Source organism: Streptomyces sp. NPDC034084 (genome assembly GCF_055575535.1).
Window position 1 is genome coordinate 140,368 of sequence record NZ_JBVISK010000006.1, and the last position, 22,255, is coordinate 162,622.

19 protein-coding genes are annotated in these 22,255 nt (G+C 71.3%); 16 read left to right on the forward strand and 3 right to left on the reverse strand.

All coding sequences use genetic code 11. The features are described from left to right. Positions 1 to 73 precede the first annotated feature (73 nt). The 15 genes from ACZ51I_RS22335 (at position 74) to ACZ51I_RS22405 (ending at position 18,951) form a co-directional block, all read left to right on the forward strand. Positions 74 to 1,243: a trans-sulfuration enzyme family protein gene (locus tag ACZ51I_RS22335; protein WP_468878576.1), complete on the forward strand. Its 1,170-nt coding sequence runs from the start codon at positions 74 to 76 to the stop codon at positions 1,241 to 1,243. 89 nt (positions 1,244 to 1,332) lie between these two features. Then, the gene (locus ACZ51I_RS22340) at positions 1,333 to 1,872 is read left to right on the forward strand and encodes a MaoC family dehydratase (RefSeq protein WP_468878578.1); all 540 of its coding nucleotides are present in this window, start codon (positions 1,333 to 1,335) and stop codon (positions 1,870 to 1,872) included. 72 nt (positions 1,873 to 1,944) lie between these two features. Next, a complete protein-coding gene (locus ACZ51I_RS22345) occupies positions 1,945 to 2,787 on the forward strand; it encodes a class I SAM-dependent methyltransferase (RefSeq protein WP_468878581.1) in 843 nt (280 codons plus the stop codon). Beyond that, positions 2,784 to 3,827 (forward strand): methyltransferase domain-containing protein, encoded by a 1,044-nt coding sequence (locus ACZ51I_RS22350; RefSeq protein WP_468878584.1) that lies wholly within the window; start codon positions 2,784 to 2,786, stop codon positions 3,825 to 3,827. Before ACZ51I_RS22345 ends, ACZ51I_RS22350 begins: the two co-directional genes overlap by 4 nt. Before the next feature lie 24 nt (positions 3,828 to 3,851). Then, positions 3,852 to 4,745 carry a diiron oxygenase gene (locus tag ACZ51I_RS22355; RefSeq protein ID WP_468878586.1) on the forward strand — a complete coding sequence of 298 codons (894 nt, stop codon included), beginning with the start codon at positions 3,852 to 3,854 and terminating at the stop codon, positions 4,743 to 4,745. Positions 4,746 to 4,783: 38 nt separating this feature from the next. Continuing rightward, on the forward strand, positions 4,784 to 5,656 hold the full coding sequence (locus tag ACZ51I_RS22360) for a class-II aminoacyl-tRNA synthetase family protein (protein ID WP_468878589.1): 873 nt from the start codon (positions 4,784 to 4,786) through the stop codon (positions 5,654 to 5,656). Position 5,657: 1 nt separating this feature from the next. After that, entirely contained in the window at positions 5,658 to 6,101 is a 444-nt protein-coding gene (gene acpS / locus ACZ51I_RS22365) for a holo-ACP synthase (RefSeq protein WP_468878592.1), read from the forward strand. Between the two features lie 23 nt (positions 6,102 to 6,124). Continuing rightward, positions 6,125 to 6,376: a phosphopantetheine-binding protein gene (locus ACZ51I_RS22370; RefSeq protein ID WP_468878594.1), complete on the forward strand. Its 252-nt coding sequence runs from the start codon at positions 6,125 to 6,127 to the stop codon at positions 6,374 to 6,376. Continuing rightward, positions 6,373 to 7,581 carry a methionine adenosyltransferase gene (gene metK / locus ACZ51I_RS22375; RefSeq protein WP_468878596.1) on the forward strand — a complete coding sequence of 403 codons (1,209 nt, stop codon included), beginning with the start codon at positions 6,373 to 6,375 and terminating at the stop codon, positions 7,579 to 7,581. Before ACZ51I_RS22370 ends, metK begins: the two co-directional genes overlap by 4 nt. 3 nt (positions 7,582 to 7,584) lie before the next feature. After that, on the forward strand, positions 7,585 to 8,568 hold the full coding sequence (locus tag ACZ51I_RS22380) for a carbohydrate kinase family protein (RefSeq protein ID WP_468878599.1): 984 nt from the start codon (positions 7,585 to 7,587) through the stop codon (positions 8,566 to 8,568). Next, positions 8,565 to 12,029 carry a methionine synthase gene (gene metH, locus ACZ51I_RS22385; protein WP_468878601.1) on the forward strand — a complete coding sequence of 1,155 codons (3,465 nt, stop codon included), beginning with the start codon at positions 8,565 to 8,567 and terminating at the stop codon, positions 12,027 to 12,029. The genes ACZ51I_RS22380 and metH overlap by 4 nt, the downstream gene beginning before the upstream one ends. Beyond that, positions 12,026 to 12,889, forward strand: a complete 864-nt coding sequence (gene metF, locus ACZ51I_RS22390) for a methylenetetrahydrofolate reductase [NAD(P)H] (RefSeq protein WP_468878603.1) — start codon at positions 12,026 to 12,028, stop codon at positions 12,887 to 12,889. The genes metH and metF overlap by 4 nt, the downstream gene beginning before the upstream one ends. Then, positions 12,882 to 14,276, forward strand: coding sequence for an adenosylhomocysteinase (gene ahcY, locus ACZ51I_RS22395; RefSeq protein WP_468878606.1), 1,395 nt, complete (start codon positions 12,882 to 12,884; stop codon positions 14,274 to 14,276). Before metF ends, ahcY begins: the two co-directional genes overlap by 8 nt. Positions 14,277 to 14,283: 7 nt before the next feature. Next, complete coding sequence (locus ACZ51I_RS22400; protein WP_468878609.1) at positions 14,284 to 14,952, forward strand: maleylpyruvate isomerase family mycothiol-dependent enzyme; 669 nt, start codon at positions 14,284 to 14,286, stop codon at positions 14,950 to 14,952. 327 nt (positions 14,953 to 15,279) lie between these two features. Next, the gene (locus ACZ51I_RS22405) at positions 15,280 to 18,951 is read left to right on the forward strand and encodes a non-ribosomal peptide synthetase family protein (RefSeq protein WP_468878612.1); all 3,672 of its coding nucleotides are present in this window, start codon (positions 15,280 to 15,282) and stop codon (positions 18,949 to 18,951) included. Here ACZ51I_RS22405 and ACZ51I_RS22410 read toward each other — a convergent pair. Beyond that, complete coding sequence (locus ACZ51I_RS22410) at positions 18,920 to 19,678, reverse strand: GbsR/MarR family transcriptional regulator (RefSeq protein WP_468878614.1); 759 nt, start codon at positions 19,676 to 19,678, stop codon at positions 18,920 to 18,922. The genes ACZ51I_RS22405 and ACZ51I_RS22410 overlap by 32 nt on opposite strands. A 243-nt stretch (positions 19,679 to 19,921) precedes the next feature. Here ACZ51I_RS22410 and ACZ51I_RS22415 point away from each other — a divergent pair, with 243 nt between their 5' ends. Then, the gene (locus ACZ51I_RS22415) at positions 19,922 to 20,587 is read left to right on the forward strand and encodes a DUF4097 family beta strand repeat-containing protein (RefSeq protein WP_468878617.1); all 666 of its coding nucleotides are present in this window, start codon (positions 19,922 to 19,924) and stop codon (positions 20,585 to 20,587) included. A 97-nt stretch (positions 20,588 to 20,684) separates the two neighbouring features. Here the strand turns inward: ACZ51I_RS22415 and ACZ51I_RS22420 are convergent, their stop codons facing one another. Together ACZ51I_RS22420 and ACZ51I_RS22425 are read right to left on the reverse strand one after the other, a co-directional pair. Next, positions 20,685 to 21,131 (reverse strand): DUF6086 family protein, encoded by a 447-nt coding sequence (locus ACZ51I_RS22420; RefSeq protein ID WP_468878620.1) that lies wholly within the window; start codon positions 21,129 to 21,131, stop codon positions 20,685 to 20,687. A 53-nt stretch (positions 21,132 to 21,184) separates the two neighbouring features. After that, the gene (locus ACZ51I_RS22425) at positions 21,185 to 22,036 is read right to left on the reverse strand and encodes a hypothetical protein (RefSeq protein ID WP_468878623.1); all 852 of its coding nucleotides are present in this window, start codon (positions 22,034 to 22,036) and stop codon (positions 21,185 to 21,187) included. Between the last annotated feature and the right edge of the window lie 219 nt (positions 22,037 to 22,255).

Consider the following 22,255-nt stretch of genomic DNA (forward strand, 5'->3'; position numbering starts at 1 on the left):
GGGGCCGCCCGATGTCCGCCCGGACGTCGGGCGGCCCCTTTCCCGTCCCAGGAAAGCAGCAGGAAGGAACACCGTGGAGCTGAACACCCGTGCCGTGCACGTCGTCAACGAGCCTTTCACGAGCGGCAGCCGGCCTCTCTCCGTGCCCCTCGTGCAGTCCTCCGCCTTCGCCTTCGACTCCGCCGCCGAGCTCGCCGACGCGATGGCCGACCCCGACGGGCGGTACGTCTACAGCCGCCGCGGCAATCCGACCGTACGGGCCCTGGAGCAGACCCTCGCCGGGCTCGAAGGAGGAGAGGGAGCCCTCGCCTTCGCCTCCGGCATGGGCGCCCTCAGCGGCGTCCTGCTCGCCCTCCTGCGCCCCGGCGACCGGGTGGTCGCCCAGCGCTGCCTGTACGGCGGGACGCACGCCGTCCTGGCGGACCTCGCCGAGCGGTACGGGATCGAGGTCGTACGGATATCCGGCGACGACCCGGCCGAGCTGGAGGCCGCCGCCGTCCACCCCGCCACCCGGCTCCTCGTCCTGGAGACGATCGCCAACCCCACCGGGCAGGTCCCGGACCTGCCCGGACTGCTCGCCGCCGCCCGCGCCCTCGGGGTGACGAGCCTGGTCGACAACTCGCTCGCCTCGCCCGTGCTGTGCCGCCCCCTGGAGCTCGGCGCCGACATCGTCGTGCACTCCACCACCAAGTACCTCTCCGGCCACTCGGACGTCCTCGGCGGCGCCGCCGTCTTCGCGGACGACGCGTTGCGCCACCGCATATGGCCCCGCACGGTCGAACTCGGCGCCTGTGCCGATCCGTTCGCGGCCTGGCTCACCCTGCGCGGGATCCCCACCCTGCCGCTGCGGATGCGCGAGCACTGCGCCAACGCCGCCGCCCTCGCCGAGCTCCTCGCGGCCCGCGCCGGCGTCGCGGCCGTCCACTACCCGTGGCGCGCCGGCCACCCCTCGTACGACACCGCCCGGAAGGTCCTCGCCGCCGGCGGCGGGCTGCTCTCCTTCGAGCTGGCCGGGGGCCGGGAGGCGGGCCGTGCCTTCATCGAGCGCGTGCGGCTCGCGAAGCTCGCGCTCTCGCTCGGCGGGGTGGAGACGCTCGTGGCCCATCCGGCGTCCACGTCCCACCGCGAGCTGGACGAGGGCGAGCTGGCGGCCGCGGGGATCGCTCCCGGGCTCGTGCGGATGTCCGTCGGCATCGAGGACGTCGAGGACCTCTGGTCCGACGTCGAACAAGCCCTCGCCTGAGCCTTCTTTTGGGTTGACAAAATAAATGACTGATTCGTAGATTGGGGTGTGCCAGGGAAATCTCACTCCTAGGTCAAGGGGGGCGCGCGATGCGCTACTTCGAGGACTTCCGGCCCGGCGACGTCCACGAGCTGGGCACCGTCACCGTCACGGCGGAGGAGGTGCTGGAGTTCGGCAGGCGCTTCGACCCGCAGCCCTTCCACACGGACCCCGAGCTCGCGAAGGACTCCCCGTTCGGGGGGCTGATCGCGAGCGGGTTCCACACCCAGTCGATGTTCATGCGGCGCTACGTCGACGGACTGCTCGCCTACAGCGCCTGCACGGGCTCGCCCGGCATCGACGAGGTCCGCTATCTGCGGCCCGTCCGGCCGGGCGACGTCCTCACCGCGCGCGTCGAGATCCTCGGCGCCACCCCGTCGCCGTTCAACCCCGCCACCGGCACCGTCAAACCGCGGTGCACGCTCGTGGCCCCCGACGGGACGGCCGTGTTCAGCATGATCCTGCACAGCATCTTCCGCCGGCGCCCCGCCGGCTCCGAGGCCGGACATCTGTCGTCGATGCCCTCGGCCGAGGACCCCGTCGCCTGCGCGCGACCGGCCAAGACCTGCGCCCCGGCCATGACCGCCTGACGAACCGTCCTTCGTCGGGCCCCTGAACACGGCCGTCCGTACTTCCCGAACCCAACCGAAGGGGGACCTCCTGTGGAGGCCGTATCCCGCACCGCCCAGTGGACCGCCGCCGCGCGCGCCCTGGAGACCGAGCGCGAGGACCGGCTGTTCGCCGATCCCTACGCGCGCACCGTCGCCGACGAGATCGGCTTCGAGCTGCTGGAGCGCTACGCCGGGGGCGGCACCGTGCCGTTCCTCGCCATCCGCACCACCTACCTCGACCGGGCCGTCGTGAAGGCGGTGGAGGAGCGCGGCATCCGCCAGGTCGTCTTCCTCGCCGCCGGCATGGACACCCGCTTCTTCCGGCTGCCCTGGCCCGACGGCGTCACCGTCTACGAGCTCGACCGCCCGGCCCTCCTGGAGGCCAAGGCCGAGATGCTCAAGGACGAGCCGCTCCCCGCCGGCCGCACCCGGATCACCGTTCCCGTCGACCTCACCCAGGACTGGACCGGCCCCCTCAAGGAGGCCGGCTGGAAGAGCGAGGAGCCGGTCCTGTGGGTGGTCGAGGGCCTGCTGTTCTTCCTGCCCGAGCAGGCCGTGCGGACCCTCATCTCGACCCTCTCGGCGCACGCCGCGCCCGGCTCCGTGCTGCTCGGCGACGTGATCTCGAAGTCCGCCCTGGAGAACCCGCTCGCCCGTGGCTTCATGAAGGCCCTGGACGAGGACGGCAACCCGTGGCTCTTCGGCACCGAGGAGCCCGAGGCGCTGCTCGCCGACTGCGGCTGGGCCGTGCGCGAGGTCAAGCAGCCCGGTGAGGAGGGCGCCTCCTTCGACCGCTGGCCCTACCCGGTCCCGGCCCGCTCCGTCCCGCGCGTCCCCCGCTCCTTCCTCTTCACCTGTGACCTGCCGGCGTACGAGGAGGAGAAGGCCGCATGAGCGCCCACGACTTCCACCAGCGCGTCATCACCGACGCCGGCGCGGCCGTCCGCGGCCTGACCGTCGCCCTCGGCGAGCGCCTCGGCCTCTACAAGGCGCTGGCCGCCCACGGCCCGCTCACCGCCGCCGAGCTGGCCGCGCGGACCGGGACGAACGAGCGGTACGTCGAGGAGTGGCTGCACGCCCAGCTCTCCGCCGGGTACGTCGAGCGGCACCCCAGCTCCCGCACGTACACCCTCCCCGCCGACCACGTCGAGGTCCTCGCCGACCCGAAGGCCGTCACCTACGCCGCCGGGTTCTTCACCGCCCTCAAGGCGCTGTACGCCACCGAGGACCTGCTCGTCGAGGCGTACCGCACCGGTGACGGCGTCGGCTGGGCCGAGCACGACGCGGCCCTGGACACCGGCATGGGCTCCTTCTTCCAGCCCACGTACGAGCACAAGCTCGTCCCGGACTGGCTGCCCGCGCTTGACGCGGTCACCGACAAGCTGGCCGCCGGCGGCACCGTCGCCGACGTCGGCTGCGGCGTCGGCCACACCACCCTGCTCATCGCGAAGGCCTTCCCGAACGCCACCGTCCACGGCTTCGACTACTCCGAGGAGGCCATCTCGATCGCGCGGGAGCTCGCCGAGGAGGCGGGCCTCTCCGACCGGGTCGTCTTCGAGGTCGCCTCCGCCGACGACTACCCCGGCACCGGCTACGACCTGGTGTGCTTCTTCAACGCCCTGCACGACATGGGCGACCCCGTCGCCGCCGCCCAGCACGTCCACAAGTCGCTGGACGCGGACGGCACCTGGATGCTGGTCGAGTCCAACGTCTCCCCGCAGGACATCGACACCCAGACCCCCGCCGCCCGCATGTTCATGGCCCTGTCCGCCGTGATGTGCCTGCCGGTCGCGGTCGCGCAGCGCGGCCCGCACGCCCTCGGCAACCACTCCGGCGAGAAGGCCTTCCGGGCCATCGCCGAGGAGGCCGGCTTCACCCGCTGGCGGCGCGCCACCGAGACCCCGGTCAACGCGGTCTACGAAGTCCGCCCGTAGCCCCCTTTCCCAAGGAGTCGCATCATGGGCGTCACCGCCCCCCTGCCCGTCACCGACCGGTTCATGGAGGTCCTGGAGCGGCTCAGCGAGCGCTCGGTCGAGGACTACTACAACCCGTACCAGACCTTCCAGTGGCCCGAGACGCTGGAGGAGAACCGTTTCTGGATGACGCCGGAACTGCTCACCGTCTACGGCACCGAGCACTACGACACCCTCGGCGAGGAAACGCTTCAGCGCCTGTCGAAGTGGGAGTCCATCAACTTCTACAGCCTCAATGTGCACGGCATCCGCGAGCTCCTCATCGAGGTCGTCGGCCGCATCCACATGCCCGGCTTCGAGGTCCCCTCGGACTTCTTCCACCACTTCATCGGCGAGGAGAACGAACACATGTGGTTCTTCTCCGAGTTCTGCCGGCGCTACGGCCACAAGATCTACGGCTCCACGGCCATGCGCGCCGACGCGGCCTGGGAGCCGGAGGTCGAGAACTTCCTCGTCTTCACCCGCATCCTCTTCTTCGAGGAGCTCGTCGACCACTACAACTCCCGGATGGCGAAGGACACCTCGCTCTGCCACACCATCCGCGAGGTCAACCGCATCCACCACCAGGACGAGTCGCGCCACATCGCCTTCGGACGCGAGCTGGTCTCCCTGCTGCACCAGCGGATGTGCCAGGCCGTGAGCGCCGAGCGGGTCCGCGAGGTCGAGGCGTACCTCAAGCGGTACGTCGTCTACAGCATCAACTCCCTCTACAACCCGCACGTCTACCGCGACGCCGGCATCCCCGACCCGCTGGCCCTGCGCAACGCCCTGGTCGCCGACGAGAGCCGCCGCCCCCACGAGCGCAAGGCGATCCGCAAGCCGCTCTCCTTCTTCCTGAAGACGGGGATCTTCTCCGACGACACCCTGCCCGTCGTCTGAGTCCCCGAGGGACCTCCCAGCCGAGAGGTGCACCGATCATGACCACGACCACCCCCGAGCAGAACGCCGGGGCGACCAGGGGCCTGCCCACCCTGGGACCGGAGGGGACCCGCCTGCTGCGGATCCTCGACGAGACCTTCGAGGGCTGGGGAGTGGCGGCGGGCGCCCGCCCGATGACCATGCCCCCGCTGCTCCCGGCCGCCGACCTGGCCCGGCTCGACTACTACGACAACTTCCCGCACCAGGCCGTCGTCGCCGCCTCGCTCGACCTGGAGCAGCGCGCGACCACGCCCTTCGACACCGGCACCGGCCGTTTCCCGACCGCCGCGCTCGAACCCGCCGCACTCGGACTGCCCTCGGCGTCCTGCTACGCCGTCTACCTCACCCACCAGGGGACCCAGGTGGCCGACGACACCCTGGTGACCGTCTGCTCCTGGTGCTTCCGCAAGGAGACGCACTACGAGGGCATGCGCCGCCAGCTCGGCTTCCGCATGCGGGAGGTCGTCGCCATCGGCGGCCGCGCGCACGCCGAGAACCACCTCGCCGAGTTCACCACCCGCATCCAGTCCTTCGCCGCCGCCCTCGACCTGCCGCTGCGCAGGGAGGCCGCCTGCGACCCGTTCTTCGACAAGGGCAGTTCCAAGGCGGTCCTCCAGCGGCTCACGCCGGTGAAGTACGAGTTCCTGTACGAGGACCTGGCGATCGCCTCGGTCAACACGCACCGGAACTTCTTCGGCGACCGCTGCGACATCACCCTGGCGTCGACCGGCGGCCCGGCCTTCACCAGCTGTGTCGCCTTCGGTCTGGAGCGCTGGCTGTCGGCGCTGACCCGCCGCTACGGCGACTGGGAGTCCGCCACCCGCGCGGTCCTCGACGCCGGTGCGAGTCTCGCGGCCGGGCCGGTGATCTGACGTGCCGGCCCGTCCCGACGCCCCGCCGGCGGGCGGCCTGGGGTGGGCGAACCTCGGCATGGACATCGTGTCCGTCAACCGTGTCCGCCGGCTTCTCACCCAGTACGGGGAGAAGTTCTTCGAGCGGATGCTCACCCCCGGCGAACTCGCCGACTGCCGCACCTCGTCCGGGCTCGACGTACTGAGCCTGTGCGGACGGATCGCGGCCAAGGAGGCGGCCTTCAAGACGCTGCGCGTCCGCGGCAGGTTCCTGCCCTGGCCCGACATCGTCGTGAGGCGCTCCGAGGGCGGCTGGCCGCTCGTGGAGCTGCACGGTCCCGCGGCCGAGATGGCCGCCGAGTCCGGCATCACCGAGATCACGGTGTCCATCAGCCACGACGTCGACTACGCCGTCGCGGTCGCCGCGCCCATCATCGCCACCCCCCACGTGTCCAGCAGTAGCTAAGCAGCAGCTAAAGGAGAGCAACCATGGCCGACGGCCTGCAGACGGTGAAGAACTGGATCCTCGAGCGTCACCCCGAGCGCGACGACATCGCGTCCGACCTCGACCTGATCGAGAACCGGCTCATCGACTCGCTGTCCTTCGTCGAGTTCGTCTTCCTCCTGGAGCAGGAGAGCGGCACCGCCATCCAGATGGAGACCCTGGAGGTCGACTCCATCCGCACCCTCGCCGCCATCGAGCAGCACTTCTTCAAGGCCCCGGCGGAGGTCCAGGCATGAGCCGCCGCCTCTTCACCTCGGAGTCCGTGACCGAGGGCCACCCCGACAAGATCGCCGACCGGATCAGCGACACCATCCTCGACGCGCTCCTCGCCGAGGACCCGTCCTCGCGCGTGGCGGTGGAGACCCTCATCACCACCGGCCTCGTGCACATCGCCGGCGAGGTCACCACCACGGCGTACGCGCCGATAGCGAAGCTGGTGCGCGAGGCGGTCCTCGACATCGGTTACGACTCCTCCGCGAAGGGCTTCGACGGCGCCTCCTGCGGCGTGTCGGTGTCCATCGGCGCGCAGTCCCCGGACATCGCGCAGGGCGTCGACACGGCCCACGAGGTCCGGGTCGAGGGCGAGGCCGACGAGCTGGCCTCCCAGGGCGCCGGCGACCAGGGCCTGATGTTCGGCTACGCCTGCGACGACACGGCCGAGCTGATGCCGCTGCCGATCGCGCTCGCCCACCGCCTGTCGCGGCGGCTCACCGAGGTCCGCAAGGACGGCACCGTGCCGTACCTGCGGCCGGACGGCAAGACGCAGGTCACCATCGAGTACGACGGGGACCGCCCGGTCCGTCTCGACACGGTCGTCGTCTCCTCGCAGCACGCGGCGGACATCTCCGTCGAGGGCCTGCTCACCCCGGACGTCCGCGAGCACGTCGTCGAGCACGTCCTGAAGCAGCTCGTCGAGGAGGGCGTCAGCCTGGAGTCCGACGGCTACCGGCTCCTGGTCAACCCGACCGGGCGCTTCGAGGTCGGTGGCCCGATGGGCGACGCCGGACTCACCGGCCGGAAGATCATCATCGACACGTACGGCGGGATGGCCCGGCACGGCGGCGGCGCCTTCTCCGGCAAGGACCCGTCGAAGGTGGACCGCTCGGCGGCCTACGCGATGCGCTGGGTCGCGAAGAACGTCGTCGCGGCCGGTCTCGCCCGCCGCTGCGAGGTGCAGGTCGCGTACGCCATCGGCAAGGCGGAGCCGGTCGGCCTCTTCGTGGAGACCTTCGGCACCGGAACCCTGCCGGACGAGAGGATCCAGGAAGCCGTGTCGAGCGTCTTCGACCTGCGGCCGGCGGCGATCATCCGCGACCTGGACCTCAAGCGCCCCATCTACGCGGCGACGTCCGCCTACGGCCACTTCGGCCGCGAGCTCCCCGAGTTCACCTGGGAGCGCACCGACCGCGTGGAGGCCCTGAAGAAGGCAGCGGGGGCCTGAGACATGCGTATCGCTGTCACGGGATCCATCGCGACCGACCATCTGATGACCTTCCCCGGCCGGTTCAGCGAGCAGTTGCTCGCCGACCGGCTGGACCGGGTCTCCCTGTCGTTCCTCGCCGACAACCTGGAGGTCAGGCGCGGCGGAGTGGCAGCGAACATCGCCTTCGGACTCGGTGTCCTCGGCCTGCGGCCCGCCCTCGTCGGCGCGGTCGGCGCCGACTTCGAGCCGTACCGGGTCTGGCTCAAGGACCACGGTGTGGACACCGACTCGGTGCGCGTCAGCGCGTCGCTCCACACCGCCCGCTTCGTCTGTACCACCGACCGGGCGCAGAACCAGATCGCCACCTTCTACGCGGGGGCGATGGCCGAGGCGCGCGAGATCGACCTCCGCGAGGTGGTCGCGCGCACCGGCCGCCTGGAACTGGTCCTGGTCTCCCCGGACGACCCCGAGGCCATGCTCCGGCACACCCGCGCCTGCCGTGAGCTGGGGATCCCCTTCGCCGCCGACCCCTCGCAGCAGCTGGCGCGGCTCGACGGCGGGCAGGTGCGGGAGCTGGTGGACGGGGCGCGGTTCCTGTTCACCAACGAGTACGAGACGGCTCTCCTGCTGGAGAAGTCCGGCTGGCCGGAGGAGGAGGTGCTGCGCCGCGTCGGCACCTGGGTCACCACCCACGGCGAGGCCGGCGTCCGCATCCGCGGCGAGGGCCGGGAGCCCCTCTCCGTGCCGGCGGTGGAGGTCCCCGCCGTCGTCGACCCGACCGGCGTCGGGGACGCCTTCCGGTCCGGGTTCCTCGCCGGGTGGCTGTGGGGCGTGCCGGAGCGGTGCGCGGCGCAGCTGGGCTGCGCGGTCGCGGCGACCGTCCTCGACTACGTGGGGACGCAGGAGTACCGGCTGCACCGGGAATCCCTCCTGGACCGGATCAGGACGACGTACGGCGTGGGCTGCACGGCGACGCTCGTCACCCATCTGCGGGGGCTGTCGTGACCGGCGCACGGCGCTCGCTGCGCGAGGAGTTCGCGACGCGGGTCGTCGTCGCCGACGGGGCGATGGGCACGATGCTCCAGGCCGCCGACCCGTCGATGGACGACTTCACCGGTCTCGAAGGCTGCAACGAGATCCTCAACCTCACGCGCCCCGACATCGTCGCCTCCGTCCACGACGCCTACTTCTCGGTGGGTGTGGACTGCGTCGAGACGAACACCTTCGGGGCGAACCTGGCCGCGCTCGCCGAGTACGGCATCGAGCACCAGGTGTACGAGCTGTCCGAGGCCGGCGCCCGGATCGCCCGCGCCTCCGCCGACGCGCACACCGCCGCCGACGGCCGCCCCCGCTGGGTCCTCGGCTCCATGGGGCCCGGTACGAAACTGCCGACCCTCGGCCACGTCACGTACGAGCCCCTCCGGGACGCCTTCCAGCAGAACGCCGAGGGCCTGATCCGGGGCGGCGCCGACGCCCTGCTCATCGAGACCTCGCAGGACCTGCTCCAGACGAAGGCGGCCGTCATCGGCGCCCGCCGCGCCCTGGACTGGGTCGGCGTGGACCTGCCCGTGATCGTGCAGGTCACGGTGGAGACGACCGGCACGATGCTGCTCGGCTCGGAGATCGGGGCCGCGCTGACGGCCCTGGAGCCGCTCGGCATCGACATGATCGGCCTGAACTGCGCCACGGGCCCCGTGGAGATGGCCGAGCACCTGCGGCACCTCTCCCGGCACGCCCGCATCCCGATCTCGGTCATGCCGAACGCCGGCCTGCCGGTACTGACCTCCGACGGCGCCCATTACCCGCTGTCACCGGCTGAACTGGCCGACGCCCAGATGCAGTTCGTGCGCGAGTACGGGCCGGCGCTGGTCGGCGGCTGCTGCGGGACGACCCCGGAGCACCTGCGACGGATCGTGGAGCGGGTCCGGGGCGCGGCCGTGCCCGACCGGCAGCCGGTCGCGGAGCCGGGCGCGTCCTCCCTGTACAGCCATGTGCCGTTCCGGCAGGACACCTCGTACCTGGCGATCGGCGAGCGGACCAACGCCAACGGTTCGAAGAAGTTCCGCGAGGCCATGCTCGAAGGCCGCTGGGACGACTGCGTCGAGATGGCCCGCGACCAGATCCGCGAGGGCGCGCACATGCTCGACCTGTGCGTGGACTACGTGGGCCGCGACGGCGCCGCGGACATGGCGGAGCTCGCGGGCCGCTTCGCGACCGCCTCCACCCTGCCGATCGTGCTCGACTCCACCGAGGTCGACGTCCTGCGGGCCGGCCTGGAGAAGCTCGGTGGCCGGGCCGTCGTCAACTCGGTCAACTACGAGGACGGCGACGGACCCGAGTCGCGGTTCGCGAAGGTCACGGCCCTCGCGAAGGAGCACGGAGCGGCGCTGATGGCACTGACGATCGACGAGGAGGGCCAGGCCAGGACGGTCGAGGCGAAGCTCGCGATCGCCGAGCGGCTCATCGGCGACCTCACGGAGAACTGGGGGATCAGGGAGTCGGACATCCTCATCGACACCCTGACCTTCACGATCTGCACGGGCCAGGAGGAGTCGCGCAAGGACGGCATCGCCACCATCGAGGCGATCCGCGAGCTGAAGCGCCGCCACCCGGACGTCCAGACCACGCTGGGCCTCTCCAACATCTCCTTCGGGCTCAATCCGGCCGCCCGGATCGTCCTCAACTCGGTCTTCCTCGACGAGTGCGTGAAGGCGGGTCTGGACTCGGCGATCGTCCACGCGTCGAAGATCCTGCCCATCGCCCGCCTGGAACCGGAGCAGGTCGAGGTCGCCCTCGACCTGATCCACGACCGGCGCCGTGAGGGCTACGACCCGCTGCAGCGGCTCCTGGAGCTCTTCGAGGGCGCGACGGCGAAGTCCCTCAAGGCCGGAAAGACCGAGGAACTGCTCGCCCTGCCGCTCGACGAGCGCCTCAAGCGGCGGATCGTCGACGGCGAGAAGAACGGCCTGGAGGCCGATCTCGACGCCGCCCTCTCCGTACGCCCGGCCCTGGAGATCGTCAACGACGTCCTTCTCGACGGCATGAAGACGGTCGGCGAACTGTTCGGCTCCGGCCAGATGCAGCTGCCGTTCGTGCTCCAGTCCGCCGAGGTCATGAAGACGGCGGTGGCCTATCTGGAGCCGCACATGGAGAAGTCGGCCGACACGGAGGGCAAGGGCACGATCGTGCTCGCCACTGTCCGCGGCGACGTCCACGACATCGGCAAGAACCTCGTCGACATCATCCTCTCCAACAACGGCTACACCGTCGTCAACATCGGCATCAAGCAGCCGGTCTCCGCGATCCTGGAAGCAGCCGAGGAGCACGACGCCGACGTCATCGGCATGTCCGGCCTCCTCGTGAAGTCGACGGTCATCATGAAGGAGAACCTGGAGGAACTGAACGGCCGGGGACTGGCCGCCAAGTACCCCGTGATCCTCGGCGGAGCCGCCCTGACCAGGGCCTACGTCGAACAGGACCTCCACGAGATCTACCAGGGCGAGGTCCGCTACGCCCGCGACGCCTTCGAGGGCCTGCGCCTCATGGACGCGCTCATGGGCATCAAGCGCGGCGTCCCCGGAGCCGTACTGCCCCCGCTCAAGCAGCGCCGCGTGCCGCGGCGGCAGCCGGTCGTGGAGATACGGGAGCCGGAGCCGGCCGGCCGTTCCGACGTCGCCGCCGACAACCCCGTACCCGAGCCCCCCTTCCTCGGGACGAAGGTCGTCACCGGCATCCCGCTCGCGGAGTACGCCCCCTGGCTCGACGAGACCGCCCTCTTCAAGGGCCAGTGGGGCCTGAAGGACGCCGGCACCATCGAGACGGAGGGCAGGCCGCGCCTGCGGGCCCTGCTCGACCGTCTGGAGCGCGGCGACCTCCTCGAAGCAGCCGTCGTCTACGGCTGGTTCCCCTGTGTGTCCAAGGGCGACGACCTGATCGTCCTGGACGACGACGGAGGCGAGCGGACCCGCTTCTCCTTCCCCCGCCAGCAGCGGGGCCGCCGCCTCTGCCTGGCCGACTTCCACCGCGCCGAGGAATCCGGCGAGGTGGACGCGGTCGCCCTCCAGGTCGTCACCGTCGGATCGCGGATCGGGGAGGAGACGGCCCGGCTCTTCGCCGCCGACGCCTACCGCGACTACCTCGAACTCCACGGCCTCTCCGTCCAGTTGGCCGAGACCCTCGCCGAGTACTGGCACGCCCGGGTGCGCGCGGAGTGGGGCATCGGCGGGGAGGACCCGGAGTCGATGGCCGGCATGTTCCGTACGGAGTACCAGGGCTGCCGCTACTCCCTCGGCTACCCCGCCTGCCCCGACCTGGAGGACCGGGCGAAGATCGCCGCGCTGCTCCGGCCGGAGCGGATCGGGGTCGAGCTGTCGGAGGAGTACCAGCTGCACCCCGAGCAGTCGACGGACGCGATCATCGTCCACCACCCGGAGGCGAGCTACTTCAACGCGGGAGGCCGCAGGTGAGCCCCACGTACTCCTTCGAGTTCTTCCCGCCGAAGACCGACAGGGGCGAGCAGACCCTCTGGGACGCGATCCGGCGCGTGGAGGCCCTCAAGCCGGACTTCGTCTCCGTGACGTACGGGGCGGGCGGCTCGTCCCGGGACCGGACCGTCGACGTCACGAAACGGATCGTCTCCGGAACCACCCTGCGGCCCGTCGCCCACCTCACGGCCGTCGGGCACTCGGTCGCCGAGCTGCGCGCCATCATCGGCGCCTACGCGGACGCCGGCGTCCGGGACGTGCTCGTCCTGCGCGGCGACCCGCCGGGCGACCCGCGCGGCCCGTGGACCCGGCACCCGCAGGGCTTCACGTACGCGCGGGAGCTCGTCGAGCTGGTGCGCTCGCTGGGCGACTTCCGGATCGGTGTGGCGGCCTTCCCGGAGGGCCACCCGCGATCCGTCGACCCGTCCGCCGATCTCGCGCACTTCGTCGCCAAGTGCCGGGCGGGCGCGGACTACGCCATCACGCAGATGTTCTTCGACCCCGAGGACTACCTGCGGCTGCGGGACCGGGTCGCCGCCGCCGGCTGCGACATCCCGATCATCCCGGAGATCATGCCCGCCACCGACGTGCGCCAGATCCGGCGCTTCGCCGAGCTCAGCGACGCCGCCTTCCCCGAGGACCTGGCGCACCGCCTGGAGGCGGCGAAGGGCGACCCGGCGGCCGCCTACCGGATCGGGGTCGAGCACGCCACCGCGATGGGCCTGCGGCTGCTCGACGAGGGTGCGCCGGGCCTGCACTACATCACGCTCAACAAGTCGACGGCGGCCCTGGAAATCCACCGAACCATCCTGAGTGCAAGGAGAGTTGCAGCCCATGTCTGAGTTCACCGACTACAAGGTCGCGGACATCTCACTGGCGGAGTTCGGCCGCAAGGAGATCACGCTTGCCGAGCACGAGATGCCGGGCCTGATGGCGATCCGCCGCGAGTACGCGGCCACCCGGCCGCTGGCGGGGGCCCGGATCACCGGCTCCCTGCACATGACCGTGCAGACCGCCGTCCTCATCGAGACCCTGGTCGCGCTCGGCGCCGAGGTCCGCTGGGTGTCCTGCAACATCTACTCGACGCAGGACCACGCGGCCGCCGCGGTCGCCGCCGCCGGGATCCCGGTCTTCGCCTGGAAGGGCGAGACCCTGGAGGAGTACTGGTGGTGCACGGAACAGGCCCTGACCTGGCCGGACGCCGACGGCCCCAACATGATCCTCGACGACGGCGGTGACGCCACCCTCCTCGTCCACAAGGGTGTGGAGTACCAGAAGACGGGGGCTCTGCCGGAGGCGTCCAACGAGGAGATGGCGGTCGTCCGCACCCTCCTGGAGACCACCGCCCTGGACTGGTCGACGATCGCCGCGGGCATCCGCGGCGTGACGGAGGAGACCACCACGGGCGTCCACCGTCTGTACGAGATGCACCGCGAGGGGGAGCTGCTCTTCCCCGCGATCAACGTGAACGACGCCGTGACGAAGTCGAAGTTCGACAACAAGTACGGCTGCCGGCACTCCCTCATCGACGGCATCAACCGGGCGACGGACGTCCTCATCGGCGGCAAGACGGCCGTCGTCTGCGGCTACGGCGACGTCGGCAAGGGCTCGGCGGAGTCGCTGCGCGGCCAGGGCGCCCGCGTCATCGTCACCGAGATCGACCCGATCTGCGCGCTCCAGGCGGCGATGGACGGCTACCAGGTGGCCACCCTGGAGGACGTCGTCGAGACGGCCGACATCTTCATCACGACCACGGGCAACAAGGACATCATCATGGCGTCCGACATCGCCCGCATGAAGCACCAGGCGATCGTCGGCAACATCGGCCACTTCGACAACGAGATCGACATGGCCGGTCTCGCGCGGATCCCCGGCATCGTGAAGGACGAGGTCAAGCCGCAGGTCCACACCTGGACGTTCCCCGACGGCAAGGTCGTCATCGTCCTCTCCGAGGGCCGGCTCCTGAACCTCGGCAACGCGACGGGTCACCCGTCCTTCGTGATGTCGAACTCGTTCGCGGACCAGACGCTCGCGCAGATCGAGCTCTTCACGAAGGCGTCCGAGTACCCCGTGGGCGTCCACACCCTCCCCAAGCACCTGGACGAGAAGGTCGCCCGCCTCCACCTCGACGCGCTGGGCGTCCGCCTGACGACCCTCCGCCCGGAGCAGGCGTCGTACATCGGGGTCCCGGTGGAGGGCCCGTACAAGCCGGACCACTACCGCTACTGAGCCCGGAATGTGTACCGACGACACCCGCGACCCCTGGCTCCCCGACCGGCTCCTCCGCACCGAACGGGACCTGCTGATGCCGCTCCTGCGGCGCACACCGGAGGAGGCGTACGAGCTCCGCACCGCCTGCCCCGGCTGGACCGCGCGGCAGGTCCTCGCCCACTGCGGGGCGGCGCTCGTACGGATCGTCGAGGACCGCCTGGAGGAAGGCGTCTTCCTGCCGGAGGCCAACGCCTGCGACGTGGCCGAGCGGGAGGACTGGCCCATCGGCCGGATCCTCGACGAGCTGGAACGCGGCCTGACGGAGGCGGGCCCGGTCATCGCGGGCCGGGAGGACGGCAGGCTCGACGCGGTCGCGCTGGGCGAGTGGGTCCACGCCGGAGACGTACGGGAGGCCTTCGGCGAACCCGGCGCGTACTGCGGCGCGGCGCTCGACCTGGCGCTCCCCCTGCTCTCGGTCACCAGCCGCCGCCGGGACACCCCGAGGCTCGTCGGTGTCCTCGCGGACCGCGACGGCCGCGCGGTGGCCCTCGGCAACGAGATCGAGGGCCGGCCGGCGGCGCGCTTCCGGGGGGACGCGGCGACGCTGATCCGCATCTACTCGGGCCGCCCGCTGGTGAGGACGCGCTACGAACTGACGGGCGCGACGGAACGCGAACTCCTCATCTACCGCTGACCGGCGCCCGGGCGCGCCTGCGGGGGGCGGCGGCCGCGCCCGCGCCGGATGGTGCCGCGCCCGTGCGGGCCCGCGCCCCGCGCCGTACTGGGCGGTGCCCCCCGGGGGCACCGCCCACCGGAACGGCCGCCCGCAACGCTCACCGGAACGGCCGGGGCGGGGACGGGCGTCCACAACGGGCGGGGGCACCGCCCACCGGAACGGCTGCCCGCAACGGCGTGGGCCGGGGCGCCGCCCACCGCAACGGCCGCCCGCGCCGCCCGGCGGGCGCGCGGCCACAACGGGGGTCGCGGCTCGGCCGGGTGCCCCTCGACCGAAGGGACCCGCATGACCACGCTCGACCGGCTGCTCCACGCACACGTAGCCACACGCCCCGACACTCCCGCCGTGGTCTTCGGCAAGGAGACGCTCACCTACCGGGAGTTGTACGACGCGGCGGCGGCGACCGCCGCCCACCTCCATGCCCGAGGCGTCCGCCCCGAGACCCGCGTCGGCGTGTACGTCGAGCCGTCGCTCGACCTGATGACCGGCGTCTGGGGCGTCGTCCTGTCCGGCGGCGCCTACGTCCCGCTCTCCCCGGAGTACCCCGAGGAGCGCGTCCGGTACATGATCGAGGACAGCGGGGCCGGCATCGTCCTCACCCAGGACCGTTTCCGGGACCGCGTCGCCGAACTCGCCCCGCCCGGGACGGCGGTCGTCGCCCTCGGGGACGTAACGAGGAAGGCGGCGGCCCGACCCCCGGCCCCCGCCGCCCACCACCTCGCCTACGTCATCTACACCTCCGGCTCCACCGGCAGACCGAAGGGCGTCATGGTCGAGCACCGCTCGATCGTGTCCCAGATGCGGTGGATGGCGGCGGAGCACCGCCTCGGCCCGGACGCCGTCGTCCTCCAGAAGACCCCCATGAGTTTCGACGCCGCGCAGTGGGAGATCCTCGCGCCCGCGGTCGGCGCCCGGGTCGCCGTCGGCCCGCCCGGGGTCCACCGCGACCCCGAGGTCCTGATCGACACGGTCCGCGCGCACGGGGCGACCATGCTCCAGGGCGTGCCGACGCTGCTCCAGGCCCTCGTCGACACCGAGCGCCTGGGCACCTGCACCAGCCTCCAGCGGGTGTACTCGGGCGGCGAGATCCTCTCCCGCAACCTCGCCGCGCAGCTCCTCGCCGAGCTTCCGGCCGCCGAGCTGATCAACCTCTACGGCCCCACCGAGTGCACCATCAACGCGTCCTCGCACACCGTCGACCGGTCCACGCTCGCCGACGGCCCGGCCGCGATACCGATCGGCAGACCGGCCCACGGCACGACCTTCCACATACGCGACGGCGAGCTGTGCATCGGCGGGATCCAGGTGGCGCGGGGGTACCTGGACCGTCCCGAGCTCACCGCCGAGAAGTTCCTCACCACCGACACCGGCGAACGCCTCTACCGCACGGGCGATCTGGCCCACTGGAACGAGGACGGCACGGTCCAGTTCGCGGGCCGGGCGGACAACCAGATCAAGCTGCGCGGTTTCCGCGTCGAACTGGACGAGATCGCGCTCGCCGTCGAGAACCACGACTGGGTCAAGAACGCGGCGGTCATCGTCAAGGACGAACCCCGCACCGGCTTCCAGAACCTCGTCGCCTGCGTGGAGCTGTCGCCGAAGGAGGCGGCCCTGATGGACCAGGGCGACCACGGCGCCCACCATCAGTCGAAGGAGTCGAAGCTCCAGGTCAAGGCCCAGCTCTCCAACGCCGGCACCCGCGAGGACGCCGAGCTCGCGGGCTGCCCGGTGGTCCAGCTGCCGGGGGCGACGCCGACCGGCCGGATGCGCCGTACGGTCTTCGCCCGCAAGACGTACCGCTTCTACGAGGGCGGCGAGGTCACCCGCGCCGACGTCCTCGCGGCCCTGGCCCGCCGTCCCGAGGGCGTCGGCTCGAGGCCGGTGGGCAGCCTCACCACGGCCGACCTGGGTGAACTGCTGCGATGGTTTGGCCAGTTCACGAGCGAGGAGCGGCTCCTCCCGAAGTACGGCTACGCCTCACCGGGCGCGCTGTACGCGACGCAGCTGTACGTCGAGGCGCGCGGCGTCGCGGGCCTGGAACCGGGCACGTACTACTACCACCCGGTCCGCCACCGCCTGTATCTGACAGAGGCGCTCCCGGCGGTGGGCGAACCACGGCTCCGCTTCCGCTTCCGGGGGAAGCGGTCCGCGATCGAGCCGGTGTACCGGAACAACATCCAGGAGGTCCTGGAGATCGAGACGGGCCACATGGTGGGCCTCTTCGAGGAGGTCCTGCCGGGGTACGGCCTGGACGTCAGGCCGTGCGCGGGCGGGGCGTGGGAGGTCGTCCCGTACGACGCGGGGACGAGGACGGACCCGGAGGTGGACGTCTACGTCCAGGCGCACGAGGGCGGGGTACGGGATCTCCCACCGGCCCAGTACGCCTACGCGGACGGCGCCCTGACGCCGGTCTCCGCCTCCCTCGTCGAGAAGAAGCACGTCGTCGCCATCAACCAGGCGGTGTACGAGCGGGCGGCGCTCGGCGTCACCGTGGTGAGCCGGACGGCGGAGCCGGAGCGCGCGTACGTCGACCTCGGCCGGGCCCTCCAGCGCCTCCAACTGGGCTGTCACGGACTCGGTTTCATGTCGTCCGGCTACAGCTCCAAGTCCGGCCACCCCCTGCCGGCGGCCCGCCGCGTGGACGAGATCCTGGCGGCGGCGGGGCGGCCGACCGGCCCCTCGTACTTCTTCGTCGGCGGCCGGGTCAGCGAGGAGCAGCGGCTGAGCGAGGGGATGTACGAGGACACGGTCCACATGAAGGGCCCGGCGGAGATGATCCGCGACGACCTCGCGCACCACCTGCCGGACTACATGATCCCGAACCGGGTCGTGGTCCTGGACCGGCTGCCCCTGTCGGCGAACGGCAAGGTGGACACGAAGGCCCTCGCCGACCTCGCCGTGGTCAACGCGGGTCTGCACGGCCGCCCGCACGTCCCGCCCCGTACGCGTACGGAGAGCAGGCTCGCGGAGATCTGGGCGGCTGCCCTGAAGTACGAGGAGGTCGGTGCGGTCTCCGTCCTGGACGACTTCTTCGAGTCCGGCGGCAACTCACTGATCGCGGTCGCCCTGGTCACGCGCGTCAACCGGGAGTTCGGCGCGGGGCTCCCCCTCCAGGTCCTCTTCGAGCGCCCGACGATCGAGAAGCTCGCCCACCGGATGGACGGCGCGGCCGCGACCCCCGCCTCGCGTCTCGTACGGCTCCACGCGGCGGGTGCGCAGTCGCCCGTGTACTGCTGGCCGGGCCTCGGCGGCTACACGATGAACCTGCGGCACCTGGCCCAGGAGACCGGCATCGACCGGCCCTTCTACGGGGTGCAGGCGCACGGGATCAACCGGGGTGAGGAGCCGTACGCCACGATCCGTGAGATGGCCGCCGCCGACGTGGCCGCGATCCGCCGCCGCCAGCCCACCGGCCCGTACACCCTGTGGGGTTACTCCTTCGGCGCCCGCGTCGCCTTCGAGTCGGCGCACCTCCTGGAGACGGCGGGGGAGCAGGTGGAGCACCTGTTCCTGATCGCGCCGGGCTCCCCGAAGGTCCGCTCCTCAAAGACGGGCGGGGCGACGTACGACAACCCGGCGTTCGTGACGATCCTGTACTCGGTCTTCGCGGGCGCGATCGACCCGGCCGTGCGGGCCGGCGACCGGCGGAGCTTCGTCGCGTACGTGGCGGAGAGGTTCCCCGCCCTGGACCCGGAGCTGATCTCCCGGATCGTGGCGATCGTCGAGGAGACCTTCGAGTTCACGTACAGCTTCCGGGAGTTGACGGAGCGGCGGGTGAGCTGCCCGGTGACGCTCTTCAAGGCCGAGGGGGACGACTACTCGTTCCTGGAGAACGCCACGGGCTGGTCCACGCGCCCTCCGACGGTCTTGGAGCTCGACGCGGACCACTACAGCCTGCTCCGGCAGCCGGACCTGACGGAGCTGGTCAAGAAGATCCGCTACCGCCTGGGGCTGTAGGGGAGTCCCCCGTGGTGGGGGGGTTCGTGTGGAGGACGGCCCGGGCCTGTTCGGCGGCCCGGGCGATGCTCTCGGCGACGAAGTCGAGGAATCGGGCGACGTTCTCCAGACGGTTCCCGGCGGGGGTGCCGGAGCCGAGGACGGAGACGCCCTGTCGCGCGGTCTCGACGATCTGCGCGGTGGAGCGGGCCGAGGCCATCATCGACTGGTACCAGACGTCGTCGTCGACGCTGTAGCGCTCGCGGCGGCGGTCGTCGCGCTCCCGGCGGATGAGGTCCTGGCTGTCGAGGAACGCGACCGCCTTGGAGATGGACGCCGGGCTGACCTGGAGGTGGTCGGCGAGTTCGGCCGCGGTGAGGCTGCCCGCGTCGGCGAGGGTGAGACTGGCCATGACACGGGCCATCATCTTGGGCATGCCCGACGCCATCATCACGGTGGTGAAGGTCTCCTCGTACGCGCGCACCGCCTCGGCGTCCCGCCCATGGGCCTGCGGGGCGGCCGCCGTTCCTCGGGGGGCGGCCGGCTTGCGGCGGTGGGCGCGGTGCTCGGAGGCGCGGTGGGCGAGGTCGGCGCGGTAGCCGGCGGGGCCGCCGTTGCGCATGACCTCGCGGGTGACGGTCGAGGTCGGGCGGTCGAGGCGCCGGGCGATCTCCGCGTACGCGAGGCCGTCGGCCAGTCCCAGCGCGATCTGCTGACGTTCGGGCTGGGTGAGTCTGCCTCCCGGCATCGCGGTCTCCTTCGTGTCCGTGGTGCCGTGAGCATAGCGTTCGCTCTCATTCCATTGCAACGCAATGGAGAGGTGATGTTGCGTTAGCTTCAGGATCATTGCAATGAAATTCCGCAACTGACCTGCAATGAAAGGACTTTTGCGCAACGCAGTGCTTGCCGGAACTGCGAACGCAACGTAGCTTTTCCTTTATCGGAAACAGCGCGGCGAACAAGCGCCCGCTACGGACGAAGGAGCAGCACCATGCAGAAGTTCGACACCACCGCCCCGATCGCCGCCGTCCTCGCCGTCCCCGCGGGACGCGTCCGGCTCATCGCCGCCGACCGGGCCGACACCGTCGTCGAGATCCTGCCCGCCGACCCCTCCAAGAGCCGCGACGTGAAGACGGCCGAGCGGACCGAGGTCGCCTACGCCGACGGCATCCTGCGGATCGAGGTCCCGAAGGCGAAGAACGGGATCCTCGGCACCACCGGATCGATCGAGGTGACGATCCAGCTGCCCACCGGCTCCCGCGTGGAGGCCGAGGCGGCCGCCACCGAACTCCGCGGTGTCGGACGGCTCGGCGACATCACCTTCGACGGCGCGTACGGCCAGATCAAGATCGACGAGGCCGCGAGCGTCCGCCTCACCGCGACCGACGGGGACGTCGAGGTCGGCCGCCTCGCCGGTTCCGCCGAGATCAGCACCGCGAGGGGCGACATCCGCATCGCCGAGGCGCTGGGCGGCACGGTCACGCTGAGCGCCCAGAAGGGCGACATCTCGGTGGGCGCCGCCGCCGGTGTCTCCGCCTCCCTGGACGCCGGCACCGCCTACGGCCGGGTGAGCAACTCCCTCCGGAACGACGGCACTCCGGGCCTGGCCATCAAGGCCACCACCGCGTACGGCGACATCGCCGCCCGCAGCCTCTGACCCTCCCGCAGCCCTCGACCCGCAGCCCACGCCCCCCAGCAAGGCCCGTCGCGACTGCGACGGGCCTTCGCTGCTGGGTGGTGCGGCGGCCTCCGGCTCAGCGGGCCATCCAGCGGTCCATCTCCCGTGCCCGTGCGTCCAGCGCGGTGACGACCGCGGCTGACGTGGAGCGGGGGCTGCCGGGAACCTGCACGTCGTACTGGACGCCGCCCCAACCGTCACCGGACCCCGGCTCGGGAAGGTCCACGCCGATCCCGACGCGCCGCGCGAGCACGACCACCGTCGCCACGAACCCCTCGGAGAGCGCGAGGATCACGGAGTGCCCCGTCCGGCAGTGCCAGGCGACCAGTCCGCGGGTGAACTCCGCGTACGTGGTCGGATCGACCTCCAGCGTGTCCGGGTCGAACCGGTACCTGCCCTGGCCGATTCCCGAGGGCAGGTTGAGCTCCGCCTCGAAGACCTCGACCTGCCGCATGAAGAGGCGGCCGGCGCCGTTCGACGGGTTCCACAGCGTCTCGCCGCCGCTCTCGAAGTACATGCTCATCGCTGATTTCCCCTGCTCAACGGCCCCGGCCCAGGGTAGGAGCGTAAATGGCCCTATGGGGCGGGCGGTACGCAGGTGGCGCAGTGCGTCTCGTCCGCGACGGGCCGGAAGAGCGTCGTCTGCGTGTGGTGGCCGGAGCACTCGCGGGTTCCCCGGAGTCGTGGGGAGATCGACTCGCCGGGTGCGCGCGGGGACGGCAGCTCCCGGGGCGGTACGTCACGCAGCAGGTACCGGACGAGGCCACCGGGCCGCTGGACGGGCGTCCCGGCTCCGGGGAGACCGCGCAGGATGTGTTCGTGGACGTCGGTGGAGGTGTGCCCGGCGTCGAGCCAGCGGGCGGCGAGGCGGGCGAGCTCGTCGCGCATTCCGGGCGGGACGTGCCGGAGGGCGGGGGAGAGGACCGGCAGCGCGCCGACGAGCGCGCGAGCTTCATCGAGCCGAGGGGAGTCCTCGGCGGGAAGGTTGGAGGTGTTCTCCTCACGGTCTTTCTCTGGATGACCGTCGGTCGACGGGGCCGTCGGCCGGCCGACGGCCGGTTTCCGATGACCCGGTGCGACCTGCGAAGACACCACGGGCTCCCGCGCGAGGAGCTTGGCGGCCTGATCGGCCGTCAACGGCGCGCTGGAGACGAGCTGTTGGGTGGACCAGTGACCCCCGGCGCCCTGTACCCGCCGCTCGTGCAGGAACCCCTCTTCTTTGAGCTGTCGCTTGGCCCGCCCGAAGGCGCATGCCCCGATCCGGGCACGTTCGGCGGTACGGGAGAGCGTCTCGTGCGCGCCTCGGGGGAGGGAGAGCTGCCAGGTCAGAAGTCGAACGGCATCGGAGTTGAGGCGGGGATGCCGAATGATGTCGTGCGAGAACTGGCTGAAGCCGCGCGAGGGCGCGTTAAAGTGCCGATAGATCACGGTGGAGCTTGTGCCTTCCACGGGTGGTTGAGGCCCTCGTCGATGGCTTGCACCCCATCGACGGGGGCCGTTTTGCGTGAACGTACCGCCCAAACCCTGTCCAGACCGACACACCGTACGAAGACCCCCCGTACGAGTGACACTCAGTTACCGGGTTGTTCCCACCACCCGATACGCCGGGCGCAGGCCCGCGACCCGGCTCGCTCGAACGGGCCCCGT

Bases quoted from the DNA above. Each gene is read 5' to 3' on its own strand.
- ACZ51I_RS22340 (WP_468878578.1), top strand. From the start codon at position 1,333: ATGCGCTACTTCGAGGACTTCCGGCCCGGCGACGTCCACGAGCTGGGC.
- ACZ51I_RS22350 (WP_468878584.1), top strand. From the start codon at position 2,784: ATGAGCGCCCACGACTTCCACCAGCGCGTCATCACCGACGCCGGCGCG.
- ACZ51I_RS22355 (WP_468878586.1), top strand. From the start codon at position 3,852: ATGGGCGTCACCGCCCCCCTGCCCGTCACCGACCGGTTCATGGAGGTC.
- ACZ51I_RS22360 (WP_468878589.1), top strand. From the start codon at position 4,784: ATGACCACGACCACCCCCGAGCAGAACGCCGGGGCGACCAGGGGCCTG.
- ACZ51I_RS22370 (WP_468878594.1), top strand. From the start codon at position 6,125: ATGGCCGACGGCCTGCAGACGGTGAAGAACTGGATCCTCGAGCGTCAC.
- metK (WP_468878596.1), top strand. From the start codon at position 6,373: ATGAGCCGCCGCCTCTTCACCTCGGAGTCCGTGACCGAGGGCCACCCC.
- ACZ51I_RS22380 (WP_468878599.1), top strand. From the start codon at position 7,585: ATGCGTATCGCTGTCACGGGATCCATCGCGACCGACCATCTGATGACC.
- ahcY (WP_468878606.1), top strand. From the start codon at position 12,882: ATGTCTGAGTTCACCGACTACAAGGTCGCGGACATCTCACTGGCGGAG.
- ACZ51I_RS22400 (WP_468878609.1), top strand. From the start codon at position 14,284: ATGTGTACCGACGACACCCGCGACCCCTGGCTCCCCGACCGGCTCCTC.
- ACZ51I_RS22405 (WP_468878612.1), top strand. From the start codon at position 15,280: ATGACCACGCTCGACCGGCTGCTCCACGCACACGTAGCCACACGCCCC.
- ACZ51I_RS22410 (WP_468878614.1), bottom strand. From the start codon at position 19,678: ATGCCGGGAGGCAGACTCACCCAGCCCGAACGTCAGCAGATCGCGCTG.
- ACZ51I_RS22415 (WP_468878617.1), top strand. From the start codon at position 19,922: ATGCAGAAGTTCGACACCACCGCCCCGATCGCCGCCGTCCTCGCCGTC.
- ACZ51I_RS22420 (WP_468878620.1), bottom strand. From the start codon at position 21,131: ATGAGCATGTACTTCGAGAGCGGCGGCGAGACGCTGTGGAACCCGTCG.